General features: G+C 41.0%; 18 protein-coding genes (1 of these 18 running past the window's edge). 13 read left to right on the top strand and 5 right to left on the bottom strand.

The window, feature by feature from the left end; all coding sequences use genetic code 11:
* The 6 genes from PVK79_RS21490 to PVK79_RS21515 form a co-directional block, all read left to right on the top strand.
* Window positions 1–619, top strand: partial view of a YicC/YloC family endoribonuclease gene (locus tag PVK79_RS21490; protein WP_145237110.1) — the 3' portion only. The gene continues 242 nt to the left of window position 1, outside the view; the window shows 619 of its 861 coding nt (coding positions 243–861); its start codon lies beyond the left edge, outside the window; it ends in the stop codon at window positions 617–619.
* A 112-nt stretch (window positions 620–731) separates the two neighbouring features.
* Window positions 732–1352 (top strand): guanylate kinase, encoded by a 621-nt coding sequence (gene gmk / locus PVK79_RS21495; RefSeq protein WP_145237107.1) that lies wholly within the window; start codon window positions 732–734, stop codon window positions 1350–1352.
* A gap of 117 nt (window positions 1353–1469) precedes the next feature.
* On the top strand, window positions 1470–1745 hold the full coding sequence (gene rpoZ / locus PVK79_RS21500) for a DNA-directed RNA polymerase subunit omega (RefSeq protein WP_064667923.1): 276 nt from the start codon (window positions 1470–1472) through the stop codon (window positions 1743–1745).
* A 128-nt stretch (window positions 1746–1873) separates the two neighbouring features.
* A complete protein-coding gene (gene spoT, locus PVK79_RS21505; protein WP_145237104.1) occupies window positions 1874–3979 on the top strand; it encodes a bifunctional GTP diphosphokinase/guanosine-3',5'-bis pyrophosphate 3'-pyrophosphohydrolase in 2106 nt (701 codons plus the stop codon).
* A gap of 12 nt (window positions 3980–3991) precedes the next feature.
* Window positions 3992–4384, top strand: coding sequence for a RidA family protein (locus tag PVK79_RS21510; protein WP_145237101.1), 393 nt, complete (start codon window positions 3992–3994; stop codon window positions 4382–4384).
* Window positions 4385–4537: 153 nt separating this feature from the next.
* Window positions 4538–6142, top strand: coding sequence for a flagellar assembly protein A (locus PVK79_RS21515; RefSeq protein WP_145237098.1), 1605 nt, complete (start codon window positions 4538–4540; stop codon window positions 6140–6142).
* Window positions 6143–6193: 51 nt separating this feature from the next.
* Here PVK79_RS21515 and asnA read toward each other — a convergent pair whose 3' ends face one another.
* Entirely contained in the window at window positions 6194–7189 is a 996-nt protein-coding gene (asnA, locus tag PVK79_RS21520; protein WP_257324694.1) for an aspartate--ammonia ligase, read from the bottom strand.
* Between the two features lie 198 nt (window positions 7190–7387).
* Here asnA and asnC point away from each other — a divergent pair, with 198 nt between their 5' ends.
* Genes asnC through recG form a run of 3 tightly spaced genes read left to right on the top strand, consistent with a single transcriptional unit; the run spans window position 7388 to window position 10729 of the window.
* Window positions 7388–7846 carry a transcriptional regulator AsnC gene (asnC, locus tag PVK79_RS21525; RefSeq protein WP_257324695.1) on the top strand — a complete coding sequence of 153 codons (459 nt, stop codon included), beginning with the start codon at window positions 7388–7390 and terminating at the stop codon, window positions 7844–7846.
* Between the two features lie 54 nt (window positions 7847–7900).
* The gene (gene trmH, locus PVK79_RS21530; protein WP_182732244.1) at window positions 7901–8587 is read left to right on the top strand and encodes a tRNA (guanosine(18)-2'-O)-methyltransferase TrmH; all 687 of its coding nucleotides are present in this window, start codon (window positions 7901–7903) and stop codon (window positions 8585–8587) included.
* A 60-nt stretch (window positions 8588–8647) separates the two neighbouring features.
* Window positions 8648–10729, top strand: coding sequence for an ATP-dependent DNA helicase RecG (recG, locus tag PVK79_RS21535; protein ID WP_182718081.1), 2082 nt, complete (start codon window positions 8648–8650; stop codon window positions 10727–10729).
* Window positions 10730–10779: 50 nt separating this feature from the next.
* Here the strand turns inward: recG and PVK79_RS21540 are convergent, their stop codons facing one another.
* Complete coding sequence (locus PVK79_RS21540) at window positions 10780–11697, bottom strand: porin (protein ID WP_182735124.1); 918 nt, start codon at window positions 11695–11697, stop codon at window positions 10780–10782.
* Between the two features lie 159 nt (window positions 11698–11856).
* A complete protein-coding gene (locus PVK79_RS21545) occupies window positions 11857–12732 on the bottom strand; it encodes a LysR family transcriptional regulator (protein WP_145237078.1) in 876 nt (291 codons plus the stop codon).
* A 91-nt stretch (window positions 12733–12823) separates the two neighbouring features.
* On the opposite strand from PVK79_RS21545, the gene PVK79_RS21550 reads away from it, so the two are divergent.
* A complete protein-coding gene (locus PVK79_RS21550; protein WP_145237075.1) occupies window positions 12824–13198 on the top strand; it encodes a MaoP family protein in 375 nt (124 codons plus the stop codon).
* 89 nt (window positions 13199–13287) lie between these two features.
* Window positions 13288–14523: a response regulator gene (locus PVK79_RS21555; RefSeq protein ID WP_257324699.1), complete on the top strand. Its 1236-nt coding sequence runs from the start codon at window positions 13288–13290 to the stop codon at window positions 14521–14523.
* On the opposite strand, the gene rarD is transcribed toward PVK79_RS21555, so the two are convergent.
* Window positions 14520–15443, bottom strand: a complete 924-nt coding sequence (gene rarD, locus PVK79_RS21560) for an EamA family transporter RarD (RefSeq protein ID WP_149980647.1) — start codon at window positions 15441–15443, stop codon at window positions 14520–14522. The genes PVK79_RS21555 and rarD overlap by 4 nt on opposite strands.
* Before the next feature lie 52 nt (window positions 15444–15495).
* Window positions 15496–15951: a thioesterase family protein gene (locus PVK79_RS21565; RefSeq protein ID WP_149980646.1), complete on the bottom strand. Its 456-nt coding sequence runs from the start codon at window positions 15949–15951 to the stop codon at window positions 15496–15498.
* A 110-nt stretch (window positions 15952–16061) separates the two neighbouring features.
* Between PVK79_RS21565 and recQ the strand changes: the two genes are divergently transcribed.
* Entirely contained in the window at window positions 16062–17885 is a 1824-nt protein-coding gene (gene recQ, locus PVK79_RS21570) for a DNA helicase RecQ (protein ID WP_257326410.1), read from the top strand.
* 15 nt (window positions 17886–17900) lie between these two features.
* The gene (locus PVK79_RS21575; protein ID WP_257324702.1) at window positions 17901–18200 is read left to right on the top strand and encodes a DUF3630 family protein; all 300 of its coding nucleotides are present in this window, start codon (window positions 17901–17903) and stop codon (window positions 18198–18200) included.
* Window positions 18201–18206: the final 6 nt, after the last annotated feature.

Genomic DNA, 18206 nt, shown 5'->3' on the forward strand with positions numbered 1-18206 from the left:
TGAGGCGTTGGCTGCACAACTGATCAATAGCGCCAAATGGGTGCAACAACAAAGTAATGGCGATATTAATCCTGTCGACATCTTACGTTGGCCTGGTGTTATGGAAGCTGAAGAGCTAGATATGGATAGCGTTAACACCGCACTCATTGCTGGTTTTGATCAAGTGATTGAAGATTTTAAATCTGCACGTGGTGATGAAGGCGCTAATCTTGAAGAGATGATAGCCACTCGCCTTGATGCTATTTTAGAGCAAGTAGCGATAGTTGAAACTCACATGCCAGAAATTGCCAAATGGCAGCGTGAAAAATTAGCACAAAAATTAGAAGATTTAACTGCAAATATTGACGAAGCTCGCCTTGAGCAAGAGCTCATCTACCTTGCACAAAAACAAGACGTAGCTGAAGAACTAGACCGTTTAAAATCTCATGTCAAAGAAACTAAAAAAATCCTTAAAAAAGGTGGCGCTTGTGGTCGTCGTTTAGATTTCATGATGCAAGAGTTTAACCGCGAAGCAAACACCCTCGCCTCTAAATCAATCAATAGCGACATCACCAATGCTGCGGTTGAGCTTAAAGTATTGATAGAGCAAATGCGTGAGCAGATCCAGAATATTGAGTAAGTGTTTCTTGGCTCAACTTGAGCAGTGTTTGGTTATTAAAGTATAATGGTGTTATCTAAGGCTTGAGTTACTTGTAACTCAAGCCTATTTATTTTTAGTAGAGAGCAAAGTAATGACGCAAACTCGCGGAAACTTATTTATTTTATCGGCACCATCTGGTGCGGGTAAATCCAGCTTAATCAATGCATTGTTAACTAAGTATAATGATATGAAAGTATCTGTATCGCATACTACTCGCTCGCCTCGTCCGGGCGAAGCAAATGGCGTGCATTACCACTTTGTAAATGTTGATGAATTCAAATCATTAATTGAAAAGAATGATTTTTTTGAATGGGCGCAAGTGTTCGATAATTACTACGGTACATCAAAGCAAGCAATTGAAGAGCAGCTTGCAGCAGGTATTGATGTATTTTTAGATATTGATTGGCAAGGTGCACGTCAAGTTCGTGATCTGGTCGCTGATGTTGAAACCATTTTTATCCTACCACCGTCAAAAGTTGAGCTTGAAGCGCGCTTAAATAATCGCGGCCAAGATTCACAAGAAATCATTGCTGGTCGCATGGCAAAAGCACAATCTGAAACGTCTCATTACAATGAATATGACTATGTCGTGGTTAACGATGATTTTGCAACTGCGCTGAAGGAAATTGAGACGATCGTATTGGCAAAACGCTTATCGCTACAAAGCCAAGCTATTCGCCATCAAGATTTACTCGTAGACTTACTGCGTTAAATCCTAATTTGGGTTCAGTAAGTATTTTATTTGTTTAAATTAACCACAAGCTATTGGCGAATCTGACTCGGTGCAGTAAACTACGTCTTTGCTTAAAAATTTATTTGGAGTGCTAAGATGGCTCGCGTAACTGTTGAAGATGCAGTAGATGCAATTGGTAATCGTTTTGATTTAATTTTAGTTGCGGCCCGTCGTGCCCGTCAAATCGCGGTCGGTGGTAAAAAGCCACTGGTTGATCCTGAAAACGATAAACCAACGGTTGTTGCTTTACGTGAAATTGAACTTGGTTTAGTAGATAGCTCATCAATGGATCTTATTGATCGTGAAGAGCAACAACATCAAGAGGCGGCTGAAATGGCTGCAGTTGCAGCTATTGTAGGCGGCAACCAATAATCTGACTTCCTTGTCTGATTTAGCCAACGGTATAGTATTTCTATTCTAGCCGTTGGCAATCCCTTCTTTTCATCGTATATTCTTAACATACCGTTACCTATTTGCTTCACGAGAACATTGGAGTGTGAATGTATCTTTTTGAAGGTCTAAAAAAGAAAATATCAGAATACTTACCTGCTGCTGATGTAGAGCTGGTACAAAAAGCCTATGTGGTAGCCCGAGAGGCCCATGAGGGTCAAACTCGCTCAAGTGGCGAACCTTACATTACTCACCCTGTTGAAGTAAGCCAAATTCTGGCTGGTATGCATTTAGATCACGAAACGTTAATGGCTGCATTAATGCATGATGTGATTGAAGACACCGACTTTAGCCAACAAGATTTAGCCGAAATTTTTGGCGAGACAGTCGCCGAATTAGTTGAGGGCGTAAGCAAGCTTGATAAGCTCAGCTTTAAAGATAAAAAAGAATTCCAAGCTGAAAACTATCGAAAAATGATTATGGCAATGACACAAGATATTCGTGTTATTTTAATCAAACTTGCTGATCGTACTCATAATATGCGCACTCTTGGAGCATTACGTCCTGACAAACGTCGACGTATTGCCCGCGAAACGTTAGAGATTTATGCGCCGATTGCTAATCGTTTAGGTATTCACGATATTAAAAATGAGTTAGAGGATTTAGGTTTTCAAGCCCTCTACCCGATGCGTCATCGCGCTTTAAAGTCAGAAGTTGCCAAAGCGCGCGGCAATCGCAAAGAAGTCATTTCAAATATCCAAACCGAGATAACAGCACGCCTTGAAGAAGCTGGCATTACAGCCACTGTTTCTGGGCGCGAAAAACACTTATATAGTATTTATAAAAAAATGCTTAATAAAGAGTTACTGTTTAATGAAGTCATGGATATCTACGCATTTAGAATTGCAGTTGATTCAATGGATATCTGCTATCGGGTACTTGGTGTTGCCCATAATTTATATAAGCCAATTGAAACTCGCTTTAAAGATTATATAGCAGTACCTAAAACTAATGGTTATCAATCGTTGCATACCTCATTAGTTGGTCCACATGGGATCCCTGTTGAGATCCAGATCCGTACTCACGATATGGATCACATGGCAGATAAAGGAGTTGCTGCTCATTGGATGTATAAAAAATCCGGTGATAGCGCAGGCCACACTGCACAACAACGTGCACGTCAGTGGATGCAAAGTTTGTTGGAATTACAACAAAGCGCAGGCTCATCATTTGAATTTGTTGAAAACGTTAAAACAGAGCTATTCCCAGAAGAAATTTACGTGTTCACTCCTGATGGTCGCATAGTCGAGTTACCTATGGGTGCAACCGCCGTTGATTTTGCATACGCGGTCCATACCGATGTTGGTAATACCTGTGTGGGTGCACGCGTTAACCGTAAACCTCATCCGTTAAGTAAAGCATTAGATACGGGTCAAACAGTTGAAGTGATTACCAGCTCAGGTGCGCACCCTAACGCAACGTGGTTAAACTTTATTGTTACCGGTAAAGCACGTTTAGGAATTCGCAATTACCTGAGGAGCCAACATCATGAAGAAGCTTTATTACTTGGCCGTCGCTTACTCGACTCAGCTTTAGGTGAAACGAAGTTCGATGATCTGCCTGACGAAAATATTAGTCGCGTATTAGCAGAACATGAACTCAATACTGTATTAGAGCTATTAGTTGAAATTGGCTGCGGTAATTTAATGAGCATGCTGATCGCACGCCGCTTACTGCAAAATGACAATGATGATTTAGGCGATATGACTAAAAATGCTAAAGCGACCATTATTGGCACTGAAGGCATGCTAGTTAATTATTCTAAATGTTGTCGACCAGTGCCTGGGGATGCTATCACCGCACATATAAGCCAAGGTAAAGGCATCACGGTTCACCGCCAAGAATGTAAAAATATTCGCGGCTGGGAAACTGAACGCTCCAAGTACTTGGTTGTTAAATGGGATGATAATCCAGAAAAAGAATATATTGCAGCACTGCGTGTGGAAATCATAAACCACCAAGGCGCACTCGCAAAACTAACCAATGTAATTGCTACAACCCAAGCAAACATAGTGGAAATTGCCACAGATGAAAAAGAAAGTAATTTATACGTGATAGATTTAGGGATCACCGTGAAAAACCGTGTCCATGTTGCTAATATCATGCGCCGCATTCGCGTAATGCCTGATGTGCAAAAAGTCTATCGTAAAAAATAACATAGGAAAATCATGAATAAAGCATTTATTTCTACGGATCTAGCACCTGCTGCCATCGGCACTTATAGCCAAGCAGTAAAAGTTGGTACAGCAGTTTACTTATCGGGTCAAATTCCATTAGTTCCAGCAACGATGGAAGTGATCTCTGAAGATTTCGCAGAACAAACACATCAAGTATTTAAAAATATTAGTGCGGTATGTGAAGAAGCCGGTGGCAACATCCAAGACTTGGTAAAAGTTAATATCTATTTAACTGATCTATCTAACTTTGCGACGGTAAATGAAGTAATGAGCCAATACTTCAAAGCACCTTACCCTGCCCGAGCAGCAATTGGCGTGCGCGCATTACCAAAAAACGTGCAAGTTGAAATTGACGGTATTATGGAATTGCCTTCAACAAATTAAGCTTACAGCAATACACCTAGGTATTTATGCTTAGGTGTATTAACTCATCAGTCCCCTTTTCCTCGATTTTCTTGACAGTTATTCAAATCTCTAGCACTCTATCCTTATATAATTATAAAAACCTTTAACTTAAGTGTTGTAAAAGGATGATCCGTGTTTAAGCTTGCTCATAACGGTAATGTACTACTCGATGTTATAGAACATTCGCCGCCTAGTGCCGCTTTTGTTATTGAGGCTCTAGAAAAATCAACATTCTGTGAATGTCGCATAGACTATGATGCTATCAATGCTTTTTTTAAAGAGCCTAGTAGCGAACGTAGTTTAGTGGTTGCCAGTAAGCATGACGCCACACTAACTGTTACACTCAGTGATGATAAAATGTTAGCAACAGGCGAACTCACACTCGCACAAGGTGGCAAAGTTTTAGCCCTTGATCAAGCGAAACAGCAGCTGATCAAAGCTGGGGTTGCTCGGGGCTACAAACAAGCATTTTTAGAGCAGCTGCTACAAAAACAATTTGAATTACCCGCTGGCACTACCGTTAAAGGTATCCTCGCTAAAGGTCGCTTACCAGAAGACGGCAAATCATCTAAATTACTCCCTCAAGTATTAACTTTAAAAGAGCGTTTGCATACCCCGAAACTGCGCGAAGATGGCACTGTCGATATGCGCGACTTTGGCAAGTTAGCAAGTGTTGAACCCGGTACATTGTTAGTTCGACAGCAACCCGCAACCCCTGGTAAAGAAGGTTTTACCGTAAAAGGCGATGTACTTCCGGCAAAAGCAGGAGAAAGTAGCCCGCTAGTTGCTGGTGAGGGCAGTGAAATATCAAAAACTAATCCTCTTGAATTAATCTCAAGTATTGCGGGCGTACCAGTCGAAATACAAAATGGCATGCGCGTTGATGATATTTTTACGATTGGCGATGTCACAGTTAAAAGCGGCCATATAAACTTTGATGGCAGCATTATTGTCACTCATAATATAGAGCCAGGCATGAAAGTAACCGCGAAAGGCGATATAACTGTGATGGGGACGGTTGAATCCGGAGAACTGACAGCGCAAGGTAATATCACCATTAAACAAGGTGTGATTGGCCACCAGCTAGATGATAAAACACTTTCGTGCAAAATTATTTGTAACGGTGATATTCATTTATCTCACGCCCAATATAGCTACCTTGAAGGTAATAATATTTTTATTGAGCGCCAAGCTAGCCACTGCGCAATGAAAGCGACTAAGCTTTTACAGATAGGCCAAGCAGACAATCCACAAGGGAAGTTATTTGGTGGCGAGATCCTGGATGCCGGAATGATTATCGCTGGTGAAATTGGTAATGAATCTGGCGCTAAAATGCTCATAAACATGGTTGCCTCAGGAAAGTCTGTTACTACTGAAACCGATGAATGCCTTAAAGAATTAGCTAAAACCGATGAGCAATTAGACACCCTGCAAGCAACGCTAGAAAAGGCCGATTTAGTAAAAGATTTAGATAAGAAAAAACTATTGCTCGCTAAAATAGGAGCTACTCAGCAACATTATTGCCAACAAGCAGAGCAGCTAGAAAAACGCCTAACAACGCTAGAACAAAGTCTATATGAACTACTTGATAATGCTAATTTAGCGGTCAATAAAAAATTGCATTCTGGGGTAGAAATCCACATTTTCGATAAAGTATTAAGAACAAATCGCAGCTACCCTCCTTGTAACGTAAAACTGCAAGAAGGAAAAATAGAGATTGAATTTAAAACCAGTTGATCGCAAGCAGATAGAGACTAACAGCAGATAGTCTCTATTGTCTCGTCTACGTTATAAAATACCAGCCACTTGTTGTTTTAACTCCTCCGGCCATACACTTACTTGTACTTGACCGATGTGAGGTTTTTGTAATAACAACATCGCCAATCGAGATTGACCAATGCCACCACCTATTGTCTGTGGTAATTGTTTAGCTAGTAGTTGCTTATGCCAATCAAATTCTAAACGAGCTTGGTCACCGGTAATTGCAAGCTGTGCAACTAATGCTTCTGGTGATACGCGAATACCCATTGATGAAATTTCAAAAGCATCTTCAAGCACAGGGTTCCACAGTAAAATATCACCATTTAAGCCACTGTATTGCTCGCAGGTCTGAGTCGACCAATCATCGTAGTCAGGTGCGCGTACATCATGAATCTTACCATCGGCTAATGCCCCACCAATGCCTATCAAAAACACCGCACCATATTCTTGTGTAATCGCTTTTTCGCGCTGCTTGGCGGTAAAATCAGGGTACATTTGACGTAACTGTTCACTGTGTACAAAAGTAATATCAGCGGGTAAAAATGGTGATATACCAAATTCATCAGCAACAAATTGCTCGGTTGCTTTTAAGCCTTTATACAAGGCTTGTACTGTTTCTTTTAACTTATCAAGAGAGCGCTCAGAACTGGCACAAATTACTTTCTCCCAATCCCACTGATCAACATAAACAGAATGGATGGGGCTTAATGACTCTTCATCCGGGCGCAACGCTTTCATATGTGTGTATAAACCTTCACCAATTGCAAAGCCGTGCTCAGCTAGTGTTTTTCGCTTCCATTTTGCCAAAGAGTGAACCACTTCAAATTGACTCGCTGGAATAGTTTTAACTTTTACCGCAACCGCATTTTCAGTGCCACTTAGGTTATCTTGGATACCATCGCCTACTTTAGCCAAAATAGGCGCTTGTACTTCAATTAACCCTAGCTGTTGTTCTAGCTGGTGTGAAAAATACTGTTTAACTTTACTAATTTGCAGCTGTTGCTTGACAAAGTGTGAACTCATAATAATTGGCCTCATTCCCAGTTATTGTTACTTGCATAAATGCATGATTGCACTATGAGCAACCATGTCGTTAAAGCAATCCTCAATCATTTTGCACTTTAATTCAATAACCAATAACAAAAACACCTTTATCATATTAATTTGATTAATTTAGTGGTATAAAAAATGATGATTCAATAATTTAAAGATGATATTTATATGGAAAATTATCAAATCGATAATCTTGATAAACAGATCCTCCACGCATTAATGGATAATGCCCGCACAGCCTATGCAGAATTAGCCAAACGGTTCGCCGTTAGCGCAGGTACAATTCATGTACGGATTGAAAAAATGAAACAAGCCGGGATCATTACAGGCACCCAAGTTAGCGTCAATGCCAAGCAGTTAGGCTACGATGTATGTTGTTTTATTGGCATCAACCTCAATAATGCTCGAGACTACCCACACACCTTATTGCACCTAAAGGAACTTGAAGAAGTCGTTGAGGCTTATTACACAACCGGTAACTACAGTATTTTTATTAAGGTAATGACCCGTTCAATTGATCATTTACAAGATGTATTGATCAATAAGATTCAAGCTATCGAAGCTATTCAGTCAACCGAAACGCTAATATCACTGCAAAACCCAATTAGCCGCTCAGTAATGCCTTAAGACGGTAATTCCCGTATAATAGCGGCAATTTTATGAGTTCAGACAAGGCTAAAAATGGAAAACACCCGCTATCATCGCATTAAACACGTACTAGATCGTCGTCAAACCGATTTAACCGTGTGCTTAGAAGATGTGCACAAACACCATAACTTGTCTGCAATTGTTCGCAGCGCTGATGCTGTGGGTTGCCATAATGTTCATGCAGTATGGCCACAAAACCAAAAATGGCTCACCAATAATACCTCTGGGGGCAGTAAAAATTGGATCGCAACTCACTTACATAAAGATATCGACAGCGCTGTGGCTATGATGCGCCTGCATAATCCGCAAGTACAAATACTCGCTACTAACTTATGCCCTGATGCTGTTGACTACCGTGAGATTGATTATACTCTGCCAACAGCCATTATTGTCGGCCAAGAAAAAACCGGGATCTCTCCACAAGCACTTGCCCACGCAGATAAAAACATTATTATTCCAATGCAAGGTATGGCGCAGTCTCTGAATGTGTCTGTGGCCGCTGCACTGATATTATTTGAGGCACAAAACCAACGCCTGCAAGCCGGCTTATATGAGCGCACTATGCTGGATGAGAGCATAAAACATAAGATGCTATTTGAAGGTTGCCATCCAATCATTGCACAAAAATGCAAAGAAAAATCGCAACCCTATCCAGCCCTCGATGAAAATGGTGAAATCATCGCTGATGATGAGTTTTGGCACAAATTAAAACATGCTTGATGACAGGCCTGTTCGCACGTAAACTAAAAAGTATCTAAAAATGAAAGATTTGAGCGTATTGTGTCAAAGCCAACTTTAAGCCGCTACCCAATCACTGACCTCAAAGGCGTTGGTCCAAAGATGGCCGAGCGGCTAAAAAAACTCGGCATTAGCACAGTGCAAGATATGCTCTTTCATCTACCGCTTCGATATGAAGACCGCACCCGTATTTATGCTATCAGTGATTTAGCTGTGCATAGTCATGTCAGTATTGAAGCCACCATAGAAACCAGCCAAATTACCTTTGGTAAACGTAAAATGCTCGTTTGCCAAGTTAACGATGGTACTGGACGACTCACCCTGCGATTTTTTAATTTTACTGCAGCACAAAAGAATACCTTAAGTAGCGGTAAGGTGATCCGCTGTTTTGGCGAGGTACGACGTGGCAGAGTCGGTTATGAAATGACTCATCCTGAATACAGCCTCAGCGATACACCGAGCGAACAACCAACAGCAACCACACTAACGCCTGTTTACTCGACAACGGAAGGGTTAAAACAACTGTCGATCCGTGCATTAAGTGATCAGGCGATTGCATTACTTGAAAAATATCAGGTAGAAGAGTTATTGCCAGTGCAATTCCAACACGCTGGTATGGATTTAACTCAAGCACTGCTACTTTTACATCGCCCCGCTAATGATGTAGATATCACCGCATTAGAGCAAGGCCTGCACCCGGCTCAACAACGTTTAGTGTTTGAAGAGTTACTGGCGCAAAATTTGAGCTTATTAAAATTACGTCAACAAGGACAGCAAGTAAAAGCAGTTGCTCTGAACCCTATTAATCATCTGGAGCATGATTTTTTAGCGCAGCTCCCCTTTGCTCCAACCAACGCGCAAAACAAAGTCGTCGCTGAAATAAAAAACGATTTGCAGTCTCCTTATCCAATGATGCGCTTAGTACAAGGCGATGTTGGCTCAGGTAAAACCCTGGTTGCGGCACTGAGCGCCTTAACAGCTATCGCACAGGGCTATCAGGTGGCATTAATGGCACCCACCGAAATTCTGTCAGAACAACATGGCATTACTTTCGAAAATTGGTTTACGGCTTTAGGTATAACTACAGCATGGCTCGGTGGTAAAACCAAAGGAAAAGAACGCAGCGCAACGCTTGAAAAAATAGCATCAGGTGAAGCGCAAATGATTGTTGGGACTCATGCGTTATTTCAAGAACAAGTAACATTTAATAACCTAGTGCTTATTATTATTGACGAACAACACCGCTTTGGCGTCCATCAGCGCTTATCGCTACGAGAAAAAGGCCGTTTTGGTGATTGCTATCCCCATCAACTGGTTATGACAGCAACACCGATCCCACGTACACTGGCGATGACAGCTTATGCCGATTTAGAAACGTCCGTGATTGATGAGTTGCCACCAGGACGTACCCCAATTAAAACCATTGCACTACCTGATACGCGTCGTGATGAAATTATTGCTCGTGTAAAAACAGCCTGTACCGAGCAAGGTCGTCAAGTATATTGGGTATGCACCTTAATTGATGAATCGGAAGCATTGCAATGCCAAGCAGCAGAAGATAGCGCACTGCAATTAACTCATGCACTGCCAGAGTTAACTATAGGATTAGTTCATGGCCGTATGAAAGCAGCAGAAAAGCAAGCTATTATGAGCGAGTTCAAAGCTGGAAAAATTCATATATTAGTGGCGACAACGGTCATTGAAGTCGGTGTAGATGTGCCGAATGCCAGTTTGATCATCATTGAAAATCCTGAACGGCTTGGCCTTGCACAATTACATCAGTTACGTGGTCGAGTTGGTCGTGGTGCAATCGCATCCCATTGTGTGCTTTTATACCACGCACCGCTGTCTCATACTGCACAAAAACGTTTGGCTGTTCTAAGAGATAGCAATGATGGTTTTGTAATTGCAGAACGTGATTTGGAAATTCGTGGTCCAGGTGAAGTGCTCGGCACAAAACAAACAGGTTTAGCGGAATTTAAAATTGCTGACTTAACCAGAGATAAGCACACACTCAACTTAGTCAGACCTATCGCACTACAAATGCTCCGCCAGTATCCTGAACAAGTAGAACAACTAATCAATCGCTGGCTTGCGGGTAAATCAGTGTATGCACAAGCTTAATAGTAAAAAGCCTTACTGTAATAAGTAAGGCTTTTTCAACAGTCTAAAGACTAAAACTTGTATTCCATGCCAACACCTAAGTAATCTTGATCAACATTGCTGTCCATATCAAAATTAGTGTAGAAGGCAAATAACTTGGTGTTTTTGCTCAAGGAGTGATCAACACCTGCAGAGATGGCAGACTTTTTATCACCCGCATCAAAATCCATTACTTGGTATTGAACTTTAAATGTATTGCTATCAAGAGTGTAAGCCGCATTAACTAAATAACCATCGGCATCACCGCTACCATCCACTTTTTCTTGGCTTTGGTACATTGCACCTAATTTAAAATCAGCTACCTTCCCTTGCACGGTAGCGCGTACAACATCATAACCATTAACTTCACTGTCGGCAGCAACTGATGCATAAACATTGCTTTTCTTCAGTCCAGCATCGCCATAAGTAAGTGCTAATGAATAACCGCTATCGCCATCACTGTCTTTTTCTGCAACGTAAGTTGCAAGCACTTTAAAGCCACTTAAATCCTTTGATGAATAAGTAACTGTATCACTAAGACGGTTTTCACCTTTAAATAAATTTTTGATATCACCTTCAAGGTTATCAAATAAATCCAACTTTCCTTGTGATTGCTTTAAAGCAGTATCATTACGGCCAATCACTAGTTGACCAAATCCACCTTTTAAACCAACGTATTGATTACGTGATGTAACCGTGTCTTTTGAATCATCAGAAACATTAACTTGAAATTCGAACTTATAAATAGCTTCTAAGCCATCACTGATGTTTTCAGAACCTTTAAAACCGATTCGCGATGCATTGCTTTTAATTTCGCTGAATGACCCTTCACCGTCATCCGAAGATTGCACAGAGACATTTGCTTTACCATACACATCAACATCAGCAAATGCAGAAAAAGATAAACCACTTAACACAGCTAGTAATAGGCTCGACTTTGCAAATTTCATATTATTTCCTCAATAAACGCAACAGACTAATTTTTAATTCGCTGCATTTTGCCTGCGGTAAATGACAGAAATATTACAACAGAAATATTTATGACTCATATTATTCATAAAAAGGAACAACAAAAGACATCAAATCAACACAAAACTGTCATATATAGCTTACTTAGCACTAAATTCACTGCTTATTGTTGGTGTTAATTCCAGTAATAAATTAACCAACGTCTCAAGCAAGGGTTTTTGTTCATTATCTCTGTGATAAGCGACAAAAATATCCCGAGAAGTATGTTCCACATCAGACACTCGATGTAGCTCCCCTTTATCTATATGGCTTTTCGCTAAAACTTCAGGAATAAATGCACTACCTCCACATTGTAGTATCAAATCTAATGCAATGCGTCCTGTGCTGGTACGAAAATATGGTGGAGTGTGGCCAGTAAATTGCCGTGCATGCCAAAGTGAGAAGGTAGTTCCCCAGTCAACATAGACATATTGATTATCAAAAAAGTTATCATTAGCAGCTCCTTCAAATGCACTGATAGGTATAATTGGCAAGGTGCAAATACGCTCAACTACTAATTCATCCACTTTTGGTGGATCAAATAAAATCGCTAGATCTAAGGTGCGCTCTAATAATAACCTTGTACTTTCTTGCTGTGCTTTAACTTCAGCCACCAGCGATACCCCTGGCATTGCAGAAACAATATTAGTGATACCAAACTGTAAAAAAGCATCCCAAATATTGGGCGTCCCTGCTAAACTTACTTGCTTATGCATATTATCAGCAAGAGCAACATCGACTTTAGCTCGTTGCATACCAGTAATAATCATTTGCGCATGGGGTAATAAGCGCTCCCCTGGTGCAGTCAATTGGATGTTATTACGTTGGCGGATAAATAAATTAACCCCTAGTCCTTGTTCTAATTGACGAATTCGAAAACTCACCGCAGACTGCGTAATGTAAAGGTTTTCAGCCGCTTTACCAAAGTGACGAGTACGTACCACTTCGACAAAGGTTTTCAATAAATCTATATCCAATTATTTATCCTCACGATAAAAATTTTTTGTTTAATAAATTGCGCAACTTGATCCATACTCCAGCTTGAAAATAGGGTATGAGGAAACAGCCATGAGCAATGATATTTCACTACTTCGCCAAGCATTTGTAAGCCAACGTCAGTTTTATGATGATCAAAACTTTCCGCGCGGATTCGGCCGCAGCGGTAATTTTACCTTACTAGAAGCCAGTATCCTTGAACAACACGGTGTTGTTCTAAAAGGGTTATATAATAAAACCCTTGAACCACAAAATGAAATCCAAGAACAATTTTTTGCCGTTGTCTCTGGTAATCAAGAACCAACCAACGCAATTGAACGTGCGTGGATTAAATACCTAAAGCTAACGACGTGTAAAGCAAAGTTTCATACTCTGTTTGGGCGTTCTAAAATTTCAAGTCCTGCACCACAAAATCCAGACTACTATTCGGAGTCTGATAGTTTATAAAAGTAATGGTGTTATTTGCTTTTTCGTGTTTTAACAGTTACAACTTGTATAACTGAATAAACTTGGCGATGCCAAAAACAAGGTGTTACGTGACACGAAAAATACTCATCATTGAAGATACGCCAACTATAGCGCGAGTGCAAAAGCACATTGCAATTAAAGTTGGCTATGATGCAGATATAGCCTGTTCCTTAGCGCAAGCAAAAGAGTTAATTAGTAAAAATAACTATTTTTGCGCTGTAGTAGATTTTATTCTACCTGACGCACCACAAGGAGAGGCTGTACCCTGCACTATTGAAGCTCAAATTCCTACTATAGTAATGACCGGCAATATAGATGCAAAGACCCGTGATATCGTCGAAAAATATCCAATAATTGATTACATCACTAAAGAGAACAAGCAAGCCTACCATTATTTAGAAAAGCAACTACAGCGCTTACCTCGCAACGAAAACGTTAAAGTCTTAGTCGTCGATGACTCACCATCAGCACGACTGCATATATGCAGCTTGCTTAAACGTCATAAATATCAAATATTACAAGCCTGTGATGGCATTGAAGCACTTGCAGTGCTCGAACAAACACCCGACATAGCCGTTATAATTGCAGATAACGAAATGCCTAACATGAATGGTGATGAGTTATGTGGTGAAATTCGTCGCTTATACAGTAATGATGAAAAAGCAATAATCGGTATTTCCGGCTCAAATGCAGCGCATCTTTCGGCGCGTTTTTTGAAAAATGGCGCAAACGACTATTTACGCAAACCATTTAATAACGAAGAATTTTATTGCCGTTTGAGCCAGAACGTTGACATGCTGGAACAAATTGCCACCATTCGCTTGCAAGCGAACACTGACTATTTAACTAAACTACCTAATCGTCGCTACTTCTTTGAAGAAACCACAAAATCATTAAAACAACTGCAGAAAAAAGAGTTAATTCCCTCTTTGGCGATGCTAGATATTGATCATTTCAAAGCAATCAATGATACCTATGGCCACGATGCTGGTGATCAAGTACTAAAAGGACTTTCAATTTGTTTTGCAAAATACTTTACAAAAGACTTGGCGGCTCGTTTAGGCGGTGAAGAGTTTGCTGTGTATTTTAATGACACAAATAAAGATGAAATATTAAAACGTCTGGATAATTTTCGTCACTTTGTTGAGCTCAATAGCCCTGAATTTAGCAAAGAAAAAATTCAATTTACGCTCTCTATTGGTTACGCACACGGGCCTGTTTATCAAATTGATGAATTATTAAAACAGGCCGATATTAAGCTTTATGAAGCCAAAGAAACTGGCCGCAATAAAGTCATTGCTTAAACAGGCTTAGTGGGTGCAGGGATATTTTCACGTTTACGCTTTTGTGATTGTCGATAGGAATCCCAACTAAAGATAGCCAGCGCACTCCAAATACAAGCAAATGTTACTATTCGTTCAGGACTAAATACTTCACCATAAAATACCACCGCCAACACAAACATTAAACTTGGCCCAATATATTGGAAAAACCCTAAGGTAGTATACTGCAATCGCTTGGCAGCACCTGTAAAGCAAAGTAGTGGCAGTGTGGTAATAACGCCTGCACTGATCAACAATACATTAGTATGCCAATCATTCGCTACGAAATCAGAGCTATTCGATGGCGCCATTAACCACCAATATACTAAAGCAACTGGCAATAATATTAATGCCTCTAGTAGTAACCCCGGCAATGATTCGATAGGTAACTTTTTACGAAGTAAGCCATACACCGCAAATGACCCTGCTAATGAAAGTGCGACCACCGGAAATGAGCCAAAACTAATAACTTGGATCACCACACCACATAACGCCAGAGCAACCGCTAGCGCTTGCCATTTGCGTAGTTTTTCACTTAAAAAAAGCATACCTAGCAGTACGTTTAATAACGGATTGATATAATAACCAAGACTTGCATCAAGCATATGATCATTATTAACCGCCCAAATAAATAGCCCCCAGTTAAAGCCAAGTAAGGTGGCCGTAATAACCAGCATAGCAATGAGTTTAGGGTGTTTAAGCACATGCTGTACTTTATGCCATTGCTTCATTACTGCAACGATGATGACGATGAATAATACCGACCAAACCACACGATGCATCAGTATTTCAAAAGCTGATATATGCTGTAGTAATTTAAAATAAATAGGTGCTAAGCCCCACATAAAAAAAGCCATACAGGCTAAGATAACACCTTTACGCTGTTCAGGATTAGTTGGCATAGATTGTTTCTGATGTAGATGAAAGGCCGCTAGTTTACCTGCCAGCTACGCTTTATCCAACTAAATAAGTTGCCGTGCCAAAAGCTATTTGAATACCTTGTTCGTTATGGAGCTCCATCCGACATACGCATACTTTATTACCGGAGCGAATTAGCTTGGCACTAGCGGTAAATTCAAGCCCTTTGCCTGGACGCAAGTAATCAGTGCGCAAATCTATGGTGCCGAGTGTCGCTAGCTTGGTTTGAATACTAACTATATTAAGCTCAGTGAGCTTATCTATCATCGCCGCCGCAGCGAGCATCCCCCCCACATTATCAAGCACCGCAGAGATCACCCCACCGTGGAGAATTTTTTGAGCGGGATTACCGATAAAAACATCCTGCCAAGGAAAGCTTATTTGCGCTTGTTCCGCATCTAGTGATTTAACTTTTATTTGTAAAAACTGGTTAAACGGCATTTGCTCTACAAAAACTTTAGCAACTTGGTCAATTAATTGGGCTTTATTCATTATTATTATCCGCAACTTTATAACTGGTAAGATGAGTAAAGCACAACTAAAAAGAAAGTGCGATAAAAAGCACCTATGCAAGGTCGCCTAAAAGCTCTAAAATGTCCGCGATGAATACACCAAATCCCACAGCAAGCACCGTAGTGCGCAGTCCCGCAGCTATACTCAAACAAGTGTTTGGCTATAGCGAATTTCGTGATGGCCAAGAAACGGTGATCAATGCAGCCCTTAACGGCCAAGATTCGCTAGTATTGCTGCCAACTGGCGGCGGCAAATCAGTATGCTACCAAGTGCCCGCGCTTGCCTTAAGCGGTCTGACAGTCGTTATTTCGCCATTAATTTCCCTTATGCAAGATCAAGTATCACAATTGCAAGCGCTCGGGGTGAAAGCAGCGTATATCAATAACAGTTTAAACCGCGACGAACAGCAGCAAATATATCAACAACTGCACAGTGGTTTGCTTAAGCTACTGTATGTTGCACCTGAAAAAGTGCTGCAACATGAATTTAAAGAGCGCTTAAGTCATCTTAATATTAGTTTATTTGCGATTGACGAAGCTCACTGTGTATCACATTGGGGCCATGATTTTCGCCCTCACTACTGCCGCTTAAGCGAACTAAAACAGCGCTTTGCAGATGTGCCTATGATGGCGCTCACAGCGACAGCTGATAAAGCCACGCGGTTTGATATTGTCCAGCAGCTTAGTTTAAATGACCCCTATATACACACTGGTAGTTTCGATCGACCAAATATTCGTTACACCATTGAAGAAAAATTCAAACCGCTGGCGCAATTACTTCGCTACTTAAAAGAACAACAAAGTCAAAGTGGTATTATTTATTGCACCAGTCGAAAACGAGTTGATGAAATAGCTGAAAAGATCGCTGATGCTGGAATGAACGCAGCGGCTTACCATGCTGGTATGAGTAACGAGCAACGCCAATTTGTACAAACCGGTTTCGCCCGTGACGATATTCAAATAGTGGTGGCTACTGTTGCCTTTGGCATGGGCATTAATAAACCCAACGTCCGTTTTGTACTGCATTATGATATTCCCAAAAGTATCGAGTCTTACTATCAAGAAACTGGCCGTGCTGGCCGTGATGGCTTGGCCGCTGAAGCTATTATGTATTTTGATCCGGCCGATATTGGCCGTGTTAGGCGATTTTTTGAAGACATTGAAGATGAACAACGTCGTCGTGTCGAAGAGCAACGCTTTAACGCCATGGCCAGCTTCGCAGAAGCACAAACATGTCGTCGACAAATACTTCTTAACTACTTTAGTGAATATCAACGCGAACCTTGCGGCAACTGCGATATTTGCCTAAATCCACCAAAAAGTTTTGATGGTACTTTAGTGGCACAACAAGCCCTTTCGTGTGTGTATCGTGCCGAACAACGGTTTGGTTTAGGCTACATAGTTGAGCTACTGCGCGGAGCAAATACCAGCCGCATTAGGGATAACAATCACCACCAACTCAGCACTTATGGCATTGGTAAAGACCACAGTAGTGAATTTTGGCTCAGTATTTTACGCCAACTGATTCACCAAGGCTTACTGAGTCAAGATATCACCCAAGGCTCAGCACTGCGCTTAACCGAAGGTGCTCGCGCTATTTTGAAAGGTCAATACGCGCTGCAAATGGCTGAACCACGTCTGCAAGCGAAGCACGTATACCAAGACAAGCTCGCTCAGTTTAATTACGATAAAAAGCTATTTGCCAAACTACGTGCCTTACGTAAAGAGCTTGCCGATGCGGATGATGTGCCACCATATGTGGTGTTTAACGATAAAACCCTCGCAGAAATGGCGCAACTAATGCCAACCAATGACAGTGAATTTCTCAAAGTGTCAGGAGTTGGCTTTACTAAACTCAATAAGTACGGCAGCCCTTTTTTACACGCCATACGCGACTACTTAGCCCAGTCTTAAATAAAGAGAAAATTGATGACTCAGCTGCAACTAGATAATCAACATAATGCCATTATTATTATCCCCAGCGAAATGCCCAACGATGATGATTTCGAGCTTTGGGCGCAGTTATTTTTACATGGCCCAGAAATAGTAATTGGTGAATTTGCAGTGGGAGCGGATCGCCACCAATGTCGCTTTACGTATGCACAGCAGAGCTTTAATTTAAACTTTGAACATTACAGTAACAGCATTTGGATTAATGGCGAAGGCATTGAAGCTGAGCATTTATTAGCAGCCTTAGCACACTATTTCCTCACACTATTGCAACAATGAGGTAGA

The sequence above is a fragment of the Pseudoalteromonas rhizosphaerae genome (assembly GCF_028885455.1).
Classification (GTDB): Bacteria; Pseudomonadota; Gammaproteobacteria; order Enterobacterales; family Alteromonadaceae; genus Pseudoalteromonas; species Pseudoalteromonas rhizosphaerae.

Bases quoted from the DNA above. Each gene is read 5' to 3' on its own strand.
- gmk (WP_145237107.1), top strand. From the start codon at position 732: ATGACGCAAACTCGCGGAAACTTATTTATTTTATCGGCACCATCTGGT.
- rpoZ (WP_064667923.1), top strand. From the start codon at position 1,470: ATGGCTCGCGTAACTGTTGAAGATGCAGTAGATGCAATTGGTAATCGT.
- spoT (WP_145237104.1), top strand. From the start codon at position 1,874: ATGTATCTTTTTGAAGGTCTAAAAAAGAAAATATCAGAATACTTACCT.
- PVK79_RS21510 (WP_145237101.1), top strand. From the start codon at position 3,992: ATGAATAAAGCATTTATTTCTACGGATCTAGCACCTGCTGCCATCGGC.
- asnA (WP_257324694.1), bottom strand. From the start codon at position 7,189: ATGAGTTCACACTTTGTCAAGCAACAGCTGCAAATTAGTAAAGTTAAA.
- asnC (WP_257324695.1), top strand. From the start codon at position 7,388: ATGGAAAATTATCAAATCGATAATCTTGATAAACAGATCCTCCACGCA.
- trmH (WP_182732244.1), top strand. From the start codon at position 7,901: ATGGAAAACACCCGCTATCATCGCATTAAACACGTACTAGATCGTCGT.
- PVK79_RS21540 (WP_182735124.1), bottom strand. From the start codon at position 11,697: ATGAAATTTGCAAAGTCGAGCCTATTACTAGCTGTGTTAAGTGGTTTA.
- PVK79_RS21550 (WP_145237075.1), top strand. From the start codon at position 12,824: ATGAGCAATGATATTTCACTACTTCGCCAAGCATTTGTAAGCCAACGT.
- rarD (WP_149980647.1), bottom strand. From the start codon at position 15,443: ATGCCAACTAATCCTGAACAGCGTAAAGGTGTTATCTTAGCCTGTATG.
- PVK79_RS21565 (WP_149980646.1), bottom strand. From the start codon at position 15,951: ATGAATAAAGCCCAATTAATTGACCAAGTTGCTAAAGTTTTTGTAGAG.
- recQ (WP_257326410.1), top strand. From the start codon at position 16,062: ATGAATACACCAAATCCCACAGCAAGCACCGTAGTGCGCAGTCCCGCA.
- PVK79_RS21575 (WP_257324702.1), top strand. From the start codon at position 17,901: ATGACTCAGCTGCAACTAGATAATCAACATAATGCCATTATTATTATC.